Genomic DNA, 9,853 nt, shown 5'->3' with positions numbered 1-9,853 from the left:
AAAAAACAGGTTAAATGGAAAGAGCCCGGTGGAATACCGAGCTCTCGTACAAAAAACTTAATTTTGAATCTGTCCAACTTTTTGGGGTCACACCACATTTTCAAATGATGCCGCTTTTTTTTGCCTGCTCACTTGCTGTTAAAATTATTTGAAAAAATATTTGCGTAACCCAGAAGTTACTTATATATTTGAGTAACCTACAAGTTACTTATTATATTATGGCAAAAATCATAAAACACCGGTTTTTCTTTCCTCATCCGCAAGAGCGGGTTTGGGAATACCTTACGAAACCAGAGCTCATGGAGCAATGGCTTATGAAAAACGATTTTAAGCCCATCATTGGGCTTGACTTTCAATTCAGGACGAACCCGATACCAGGTTTGGATTTTGATGGCATCTTTTACTGCAAGGTATTGGAGGTTGTTCCTTTTAGCAAGCTTTCCTACTCCTGGAAGAGCGGCCCCGGCGATGGGGAAATCACGCTTGATTCTGTGGTGGTATGGACATTGCAGCCAGCGGATAAAGGCACGGAAGTTTTTCTGGAACACAGCGGCTTCGCAAAAAAAGAGAACCTGAATTTTTACAATGGTTTAAATCATGGTTGGCTGGAAAAATTGCAAAAAATAGAGCAGCTATTAAATACTACAGCGCATGGAACAATCAGCATTTGATGCTTTCCAGGTTATTGGAGATCCCAGCAGGAGGAAGATGTTGATGCTGCTCTCTGCCGAAAACCTGACCATCAATAGTCTGGCGGAGCATTTTGAAATGAGCCGGCCCGCTGTTTCAAAACATGTGAAAATATTGCATAATGCAGGATTTATTTCGATCGAAGACATCGGACGGGAACGCTATTGTAGCCTGAAGAAGGATGGCTTCGAAGAACTGCAGGCCTGGCTCTCCTACTTCGACGAATTCTGGACGGTTAAGCTCAAAAAATTAGAGACTTTATTAAATAACAAATTACCTAACTAAAGAAATCAACAAAATGACTACAGCAGATTTTAACACTACGTTTTCGGTAGATGAAACTCCGAATGCGGTATTTAATGCCATCAATAATGTGCGCGGTTGGTGGTCTGAAAATATTGATGGCGGTACGGCACAGCTCAACGATGAGTTTACTTACCGGTTCCAGGATATTCATAAGTGTACCATGAAATTAATTGAGGTGATACCGGATGAAAAAGTGGTTTGGCTCGTTCTGGACAACTTTTTCAATTTCACTAAAGATAAGACAGAGTGGACTGGTACAAAAATCGAGTTTAACATCTCTCAAAAGCAAAACAAAACACAGGTTTACTTTGTACACAAAGGATTGGTTCCTGCTTATGAATGTTATGATATTTGTTTTGACAGCTGGAACGGTTATATCAAAAAAAGCTTAATGAGCCTGATCACTATGGGAAAGGGCACGCCGAATCCGAGGGAAACTGTTATATAACGGCACAGAGAGGCCCTGATTTCCTGAACTCTGTTAAACTGATCTTGTGGCGCTTTTTGAAAAATTTGTTCAAATGGCTTTCATCCGCAAATCCAAACTCCTCTACGATCTCATTGATCCGGCTGTCACTGAACCTCAACCTGTGTTCTATTAATCTCATTTTATAATTTGAAATGAAATACTGAATGGATTCCCCGCACTGCTTTTTAAAATAGCTACCCAGGTAGGTTTCAGACAGCCCAAATTCTGCACTGATGACGGATGCTTTGAGCTGTTGCGGATCGTAAATGTTGGATTGAATATAGTCTATGATGGCCAATACGCGTTTATCAGTATTTACATTGGCTTGTTCAGGCCTCATCTTGGATAGATTTCTTGCTGCAATGACGATTAAGGCATTTACATAGTGCAGGGTTAAATCTTCGTTATAAGCATCGACATGATTCATGGTATGCAACAGGGAATCAACAATTGATTTTACCAGAAACTCATCGGGCTTGTTTCTTAAAATGCAGCCCGACAAATGAGAGGAATGGTATAACAAACATTCAATACAATTGATACTTTTCCAGTTGTATTCCCTCACATAACGTTCGCTAAATTTCACGAATAAAAACTCCGTGGTATTTGAAATCTCAAAATCATGAAGGTCGTTGGGTGTCAGCAACATCAGATTGCCAGCATGGTAGACAATCCTATTGTTGTTGATGTTTAAAAAACCGGATCCGGAAATCACATAAACCATCTGAAAAAAAGAAAACTGCAAATCCTTTACCGGACAATCTTCGGTTTTACGATAGGATACATCTACAAGGCGGTGAATATTTTCTTTTATCATATGGCAAATCTACTGTTTTATCATTGAAATGTACTGACATAATAGAATTATTCTGTTCATTTTTGTGATATAGAATAATTAGAAATAAACATGAACAAATCGATTTACATTTTGGCACTTGGTGCTTTCGGTATCATCACTACCGAATTTGGCGTCATCGGCATTCTGCCTACGATCAGTAGAGAATTTCAGGTATCTATTGATACTGCCGGCTGGCTGCTCAGCGCTTTTGCACTTACCGTCGCCATCTCCTCTCCTTTTATCACCGCCCTCACCGCCAAAATTAACCGCAAGTTTTTGTTGTGCATGGTATTGGCGGTGTTCATATTGTCAAACCTGCTTTCCGCTTTTGCACCCAACTTTACGGTATTGATGATTGCCCGGATTTTACCGGCCTTTTTACACCCCTTATTCTGGAACATCTCTCTGGCAGTAGCCTTTAAACAAGGTGGTGCCAAAGCGGTTTCTATCGTAATGACCGGCCTGAGTCTGGCCACAGTATTGGGCGTTCCTTTAACGACTTATGCCGTTGAGTTTTTCAACAACTGGCAGGCATCCTTTTTCCTGGCCAGTTTCATCAGTCTGATCGCCTTTTTGGGATTGTCGTTTTTAGTTCCTTCTATGCCGGCCAATAAAGACAAGGGAGAAGGAAGTCAGCTGTATGTTTTAAAAAATCCACAATTGTGGCTTCATCTGCTTTCCACTATTCTTACGCTCGCCGCTATGTTTTCGAGCTATAGTTACCTTGCTGGTTATCTTGAAAAAATCTCCCACATGAATGGCGTTCAGATCAGCATGATGCTGTTGTTGTTCGGCGTGATGGGAATCATTGGCAACTGGCTGGCAGGTATTGCCTTAAGTAAAAATGTAACCATGGCTACGAGGCTCTTTTTTATCCTCTTAATTTCAACTCAGGCATTGGCTTATTACTTCGGAGGCATTTTTATACCTATGGTAATCATCATTTCCTTTTGGGGGCTGATCCACACCGGCGGGTTTTTAGTGCCCAATATACGGACTACCCAGGCGGTGCCGCACAATGCCCTGGAATTTGTAAACAGTTTGCTGACCTCTTGTTACAATATTGGAATTTCTCTGGGCGCTTTGCTGGGTGGTTTTGTGATCGCAAAGTATGGAATTCATCAAATTGTGTGGATGAGTATACTGTTGCTTACCGTGACACTGGGCCTTAGTTTTATCACATTACCCGAGAAATTCAGGGCAAGGAAAGGAAAAATCAAAGACATCAAGATCCCTTCAGCTGTCTGCGAGCAAGTCTGATTTAAATAAATCTGTTCTGATACCTTGACGAAATAAAATACCCGTAATTCATCTCTGATGCAACCTTTTACAGGATTCCTTCATCTTATATAAAAGTAACTGTTGAAAAGCATCAGAGATGAAAAGAACCGAAAACAAACACCTTTACCTTTCCTCCATAATTGTCGTAATTACACTTTTTTGTGCCCTGCAGCTCCGTGATATGATCAAATGGATGGGTTTTAAGCTGCCCGGATTTCCAATTCCATATGGTGGAAGTATTTTAGATAATTTATTGTCTGTTTTACTGGTGCTGATGGTGGCCCTGATCCTTCTTCGCAGATCTGAGCAGAAAACTGCGAAGGCTTTAGGTCTCAACTGGAACGGATTAAAGGGCCCCGTACTGGTATTGATGGCAACGATCCCTTGTTGGATCGCTTTATCCATGCTGGGGACTCCTGCTAAAGACCTGGATCTCAAAAGCATTGTTTTACTTACATTATTGTTCCCGCTTGCCGAAGAGTTTGTATTTCGTAGTTTCGGTTTCATTTTTACACGAAAAGCTTTGGGCTGGTCTTTAGCTCCGGCAATAATATGGCAGGCAATTGCATTCGGTTTTGTTCATTGGTGGGGTAATGGCGGTGGCAGCGGCCTCCCGCTTCAGATTTTCTTCATTACCTTTTTTGGTAGTATCGCATTTGCCATCATAAATATGCTGGATGGGTATACGATATGGAGTGGATTTGTACTCCATGCTTCATTAAATGCCGCCTGGCTGGTATTCACCGTTTCTGATGCTGCTGCAATGGGATGGATTGGAAACCTGCTGAGGTTTGGAACAGCAATAGTCGCCATTCTGTTGTTGAAATATGCTTTAGGAAAAAAACGGATCAGCCAAAACCAACCGGCATTCAATGGATAACATTCAGTGGATAAAAAAAGAGGCGATCAGAATGATATCTGATCGCCTCTTTTTAAAATAAAAATCGATTACTTTTTATTCTTTACGTATTTCTCTAACCATTGATCCTGCTCCCAGAAAGTATGAAGAATAGACTCTCTGCTCCGGTAACCATGGAATTCTTTAGGCAATAATACCAGTCTTACCGTACCACCATGCCCTTTGATCGCACTATACAAGCGTTCACTCTGAATCGGGAAAGTTCCTGAATTTTCATCATCGATGCCATGCGTCATCAGCAATGGTGTTTTAATTTTATCGGCATAATTGAAAGGTGACATTTTATTGTACACATCCATTGCCTGCCAGTAAGTACGTGCTTCTCCCTGGAAACCGAATGGTGTTAAGGTCCGGTTGTAAGCACCGCTTCTCGCAATTCCTGCAGCGAAAAGTTTGGTATGTGCCAATAAATTGGCGGTCATAAATGCGCCATAAGAATGCCCTCCGACTGCAATACGGCCTCTGTCGGCAACACCCATATCTACTACATAGTTAATCAGTGCCGTTGCATTGTCTTCAATCTGTTTCAGGAAAGTATCATTAGGTTCTTCTTTACCTTCACCCACAATCGGCATATCTGCCTGATCTAAAACCGCATATCCTCTGGTTACCCAGAATACAGGAGAACGGAATGCCAGTTTCGTAAAGCGGTAAGGAGATCCTTTGACCTGACCAGCCGCCGCCAGACTTTTAAATTCTCTTGGATAAGCCCAGATCAATGCCGGTAATGGACCACTTTCTTTTTTATAATCCTTTGGCAGGTATAAAGTGGCGGATAACTTAATTCCATCTTTACGTGGATAAGAAAGTAAGGTTTTCTGAACCCCTTTTAAGCTTGGGTAAGGGTCTGCAAAACTGGTCAATGCCTGTTCTGCCTTACTTTTAAGGTTGACCGAGAATATATTTGGTGTTTCTTCTGTTGATTCTCTGGAAATGTAAACTTTCCCGGTATTGTTAAAGAAAACAGGTTCCTCATAATAAGGGGCTTTTGATTTGAACAAAGTATCCTGTTTATTGGAAAGCAGGTTCCATTTCAAAATAAAAGGACGGTCTCCCTGTGGGGACGCTCCTGCTCCTTTGGTAAAAACGACACCCGGTGCTCCCTTGTCAAACAACAGCACCTTTGCAGCGTAAGGGCCTTTACCAAACATGAAACTGCCCGGATCAGTATAGGTGTCTTCAGCAGATCTGCTGGCAATTTCCTTAATCACTTTACCTGTCTCCGGGTTGATTAAAGTTAGTTTTTCTTTGCGGTCTTTTCTCCATTGTTCCTTTACCAATGCATAGTTCTGATTTCCCCAAACCACATCACTGTACCTTAAAGCCATAGAGAATAGTTTTACTGGTGCGCCATTGAATGGTGCTTTTAACGTATAAAGTACATCTCTAAGGTCTGATTTCAAATTAGGATCACCTTTGTCCTGTGCTTCTGCCCACACTAAAGACGCAGGGGCATCACCTCTCCATTCGTATTCCCTTGGTCCCATGGCCACGGCATCAAATCCTGTAGGTAGCTTCTCTGCCAAAGGCGCATTGTACAATTGTTTAACCAATTGGCCCGTTGCATCTAAGACGGTCGTCTGAAAAGGAAAGTAATAGATCGGAACGAGGTAAGAATAAGGTTTCTCTATCGTCTGTACCATCAGGTATTTGCCGTCGGGAGAATAAGCCGCTTTGCGGTAAATTGCAGGAGCGCCGACTTTCGTCGCATTTCCGTTAAGGTCTACTGATTGTAGCTGTGAAGTCAGGTAGTACGCCATCAGACTCTGATCATAAGTGTTTTTCAACAGATTCTGATAAGTTCTGGAAGGTGTAACTACCCCCAGGTTTTCCTGTACAACCGGTCCGGAAGGCACGATATTTTCCTGCGGTTTATTTCCACGTTCCGGAAGAATGAACTGGGCGAGGATATGCTGCCCATCGGGATGCCATTGCAGGGTTGTGCCATAAACATCATTCAGATAGCTTTCCGAAAGCTTTGTAGCCTTCAGGTTCTTTACATCCGCGAGCCACAACTCCACACCAGTCAGGGTATTGTTTGTAAAAGCAAAAAGACTTCCATCGGCATTCCAGCTGATGTTTGTCATTCTCATTTTCTCCGGCAGACCAGTCAATTTATTTTCTTTACCTGTTTTCAGGTCTTTTATCGTCAGGCCATTATAAACGCCGGAAAGTTCACCTTCAGTAGAATTATTGGCAGGATTGATCCTGATTCCGGCAAGTCCGATCACCGGCTGGGCAACCTGTTCTATCGATGCATAGCCTAGTGCCTGAAGCAATAACATCAGGCTCCCATCTTTATTGAATTGAACCGTCGGGCTGCCGGGGGCATCAATCAGGTCCACAATACTTTTTGGTGGCAACTGATAGCTCAAATTTTCCTGGGCATAACCATAAATGCTCATTCCTCCCATCAGGAATAAACTTAACAAGGTTCTTTTCATTGGGTTGTAATTGTTGGTCAATATCATTCGTATAATTTTGTTTTATGCTCCGGCAGGATATTTCTTCATTCCGGATTCATCTGATCCCACAAAAATGGAGAATCTAAAAGAATGCAGGGCGATATATAGCGGAAACGTTACTTGTACAGGTACAACTCATTAAAAAGCATTTTAAAAGTGCTGTGTGCCTGGGCGCGGAAAGTGATTTCCGTACCAAAGGCATAGAGTTTCCCTTTACCTACAGGTGCTACAAAAGCGATCACCCCATCTTTCAGGTAAGCTTGTCCCCAGGCCCATCCGCTTCTCAGCGCATCGTCTTTACCGAACCAGGCTAAAGGTTTTATCCCTTGTTCTTCGGCTTCCTTTCCAAGCTTAAATACCGGACTATTGTTAAATACCATATCCACTTCTTCCGGCATCCCCCAGTTTGAATTCTGGTTGCCGGCTATACCCGCCTTCAATATACTTCCGGGAATATAAAATTTATCCCCTGGTAACGGTGCTTCTTTACCATCCGCTTTGGTTTCCGTAAGGGCATTCTGCACAGGTAAACCCAGCTGATAAGCAAGGTTAGTACTACTTCCCACTGTCACAATATCCCCTCCTTGCTCCAGAAAATCTTTGAGTTGAGGAATGGATTTATCGGGAGTAATACTTCCCTGCCATGGCCGGAAAGCCTCCGGTACCTCATCTCTTTTAGCTGCTTTTCCTTTTGCCGGAACGGCTTTGTTCGTCGGCGCTGGTATTCCGCCACTAATAAAAAGAATCTTATCGTATTTTGAATGGAGCATTCCGTTGTCGATGTCCTGCGGATAAATCAGCTGGAAAGAGAAATGGAATTGTTCTAAAATCCACCTTACCCAGCCCGAAGGCATAGAACCTCCGTACTGGTCGAATAAAGCTATGCGCCCCGGAGTAATTTTAAGCATGCCTTTAGGTTTATGTTTCGTCTGTAAGGCCGTTGTTCCAAAAGAAATTCCTGATTTGATCAGTATTTCCATTCCCTTTTCTGGAACATAGAAAGAACCTGCAGGCATATTGCCTTCCGGCTTTGTTAAGCGGGAGACTTCTATTCCTGCCTTTAACAGATCATTTACTGCAATAAAGGAATTATTTTGTGCTGCACTTAACAGGTATCCTTTGGAGGCTGTCAATTTATAAACCGGCGGAGATTGCAATACCCCATATTCAATCTTCTCAAAGGGACCATCAACAGCAGTTAAAATACGGTCAAATTTAACCCCCATTTGAAAAGCCAGTGTCCAGCCGGCAGCATCGTAGGGACGAACAGGAGGCCCTCCCGGATATTGGAAATCATTCGGGTGATCCTGAGCTTCAAACATATCTGCCACATGCGGGCGGAAAGCCTGATTGGCCTTTACAATATAAGAGCCTGCAGGATAGGATTTATCCGCTATTTTAAAGGCCGATTTTGCGCGCTGAACCTGTACGCCGGACTTGATCAGTGCATTGATGAATTTTACTGCGGTTGGAAAATCGGACTGATCTGATGGAACGATATACCCCCGCGCATCTCTTAATGCCGGATTTTTATAAACCGCATCATAGTATTTCATTGGAATCTCAGCAGCGGTTTTCCCGGTACTGTCTTTCTTCAGTAAACCGTCTTTCTTGTCTTTTTCATAAGCGGCATTGATGGCAGCCGTATGCCTTGGTGATAAGGTCCAGTTGTCCTGATTTCCTTTTTGAATGGCATTTCTACCCATTACATAAATGTTGTACAACAACTGATCTCCAAATCGGCTGGCATAATCCAGGATTCCATAATTTAAGGATAGAGAATAATCTATAGACTGTCTGAAATTCCATTTCTGAGGCTTCACCGGATTAGGTGTCGCATTGTTTGGGATCAGCCTGTCCGGAACCAGGGGGATGGTTGAAGGCGTTGGATTCCCGGTGATTTCGGTTAGAATTCCGATCATATTGTGAAAATATGGAGTCGTCCTGAGCCCGCCGTTCCACCAGGTAGAATAAACAGATCCGCTAAGACGGGTATATCCCGGCTTATTTTCGGCATTTAACCGATTGATCATCGAGGCGGCTACGCCATCAATTCCGGTAATGAGTAAAGGATCATAAACATAGTTGAAGGGATCACGATAAGGAGGTCCTGCAACGACAGCTCCCGAAGGCGCAGTCTGATGGTGATTGTAGATGATCTGGGGCATCCATTCTATATATTGCTGCCTTGCAATATTGGCACTTTCCTTCATGTTCATCATATAAAAGTCCCTGTTGTTGTCGTGCCCAATATATTTCTGATATAAGCGGGGAACATTCATATTCCTTTTGCCTGGTTCTTTTTCCTGCATGTACCAATCGGCCAACAATTCCTGTCCGTCCGGATTTACCTGGGATAACAGAATCACCACCTTATCCAGAATCCGCATCGTTTCCGGATCATTCGCACTCAACAACTTATAGTAAAGTTCAATCAGTTGCTGGGTAGCGACCATTTCCGTAGAATGTAATCCTCCGTCAATCCAGATCACAGGTTTTCCTTCCAATGCCAGTTTTGCCGCCGCTGCATCGCTAAGCCCCTCTGCCCTGGCCAGCTTTTGAGAGATTTCTTTATAACGTTCGATTTTCTTCAGGTTCGCAGGTGAGGAAATCACGAGCACATATTGCTTCCGGTTTTCTTCGGTCAGGCCAATTTCCTTTAACAGCACCCGGTCTGATATTGCAGCCAGCTTTTTAAAGTAAGCTTCGGTTTGGGAATAGTTGGCGAGTTGATAATCATCGCCAATGTTAAAGCCAAAATGTGATTTCGGACTTGGGATCACTTGCCCGCTGACTGGGGACAAATATGCTATCGTTAGAAAAACTGCAGCAGACCATATGCATTTACGATTCATCGTTCCTGGAATTATGTTAACCGGTTGATT

At 42.9% G+C, this 9,853-nt stretch carries 8 protein-coding genes; 5 read left to right on the top strand and 3 right to left on the bottom strand.

Annotation, left to right across the window (positions count from 1 at the left end):
- Window positions 1-218 precede the first annotated feature (218 nt).
- From BLQ87_RS30540 to BLQ87_RS30530, 3 genes are read left to right on the top strand one after another with little or no spacing between them, the layout of a single operon-like run.
- Window positions 219-671: an SRPBCC family protein gene (locus BLQ87_RS30540; RefSeq protein WP_074612688.1), complete on the top strand. Its 453-nt coding sequence runs from the start codon at window positions 219-221 to the stop codon at window positions 669-671.
- Window positions 652-975 (top strand): ArsR/SmtB family transcription factor, encoded by a 324-nt coding sequence (locus BLQ87_RS30535; protein ID WP_074612687.1) that lies wholly within the window; start codon window positions 652-654, stop codon window positions 973-975. Before BLQ87_RS30540 ends, BLQ87_RS30535 begins: the two co-directional genes overlap by 20 nt.
- Before the next feature lie 13 nt (window positions 976-988).
- On the top strand, window positions 989-1,444 hold the full coding sequence (locus BLQ87_RS30530; protein WP_074612686.1) for an SRPBCC family protein: 456 nt from the start codon (window positions 989-991) through the stop codon (window positions 1,442-1,444).
- On the opposite strand, the gene BLQ87_RS30525 is transcribed toward BLQ87_RS30530, so the two are convergent.
- Window positions 1,437-2,282 (bottom strand): AraC family transcriptional regulator, encoded by an 846-nt coding sequence (locus tag BLQ87_RS30525; RefSeq protein ID WP_074612685.1) that lies wholly within the window; start codon window positions 2,280-2,282, stop codon window positions 1,437-1,439. The two genes, BLQ87_RS30530 and BLQ87_RS30525, sit on opposite strands and share 8 nt — an antisense overlap.
- Before the next feature lie 90 nt (window positions 2,283-2,372).
- Here BLQ87_RS30525 and BLQ87_RS30520 point away from each other — a divergent pair, with 90 nt between their 5' ends.
- On the top strand, window positions 2,373-3,563 hold the full coding sequence (locus BLQ87_RS30520; RefSeq protein ID WP_074612684.1) for an MFS transporter: 1,191 nt from the start codon (window positions 2,373-2,375) through the stop codon (window positions 3,561-3,563).
- A 118-nt stretch (window positions 3,564-3,681) separates the two neighbouring features.
- Window positions 3,682-4,464 carry a CPBP family intramembrane glutamic endopeptidase gene (locus tag BLQ87_RS30515; RefSeq protein WP_074612683.1) on the top strand — a complete coding sequence of 261 codons (783 nt, stop codon included), beginning with the start codon at window positions 3,682-3,684 and terminating at the stop codon, window positions 4,462-4,464.
- Between the two features lie 68 nt (window positions 4,465-4,532).
- Here the strand turns inward: BLQ87_RS30515 and BLQ87_RS30510 are convergent, their stop codons facing one another.
- Together BLQ87_RS30510 and BLQ87_RS30505 are read right to left on the bottom strand one after the other, a co-directional pair.
- Window positions 4,533-6,947: a S9 family peptidase gene (locus BLQ87_RS30510; RefSeq protein WP_074612701.1), complete on the bottom strand. Its 2,415-nt coding sequence runs from the start codon at window positions 6,945-6,947 to the stop codon at window positions 4,533-4,535.
- Between the two features lie 137 nt (window positions 6,948-7,084).
- A complete protein-coding gene (locus BLQ87_RS30505) occupies window positions 7,085-9,823 on the bottom strand; it encodes a M14 family metallopeptidase (protein ID WP_074612682.1) in 2,739 nt (912 codons plus the stop codon).
- Window positions 9,824-9,853 lie beyond the last annotated feature (30 nt).

The sequence above is a fragment of the Pedobacter steynii genome, from assembly GCF_900103665.1.
Classification (GTDB): Bacteria; Bacteroidota; Bacteroidia; order Sphingobacteriales; family Sphingobacteriaceae; genus Pedobacter; species Pedobacter steynii.
The sequence above is the reverse complement of the archived record's forward strand: the minus strand, read 5'-3'. Positions and strand labels throughout refer to the sequence as shown.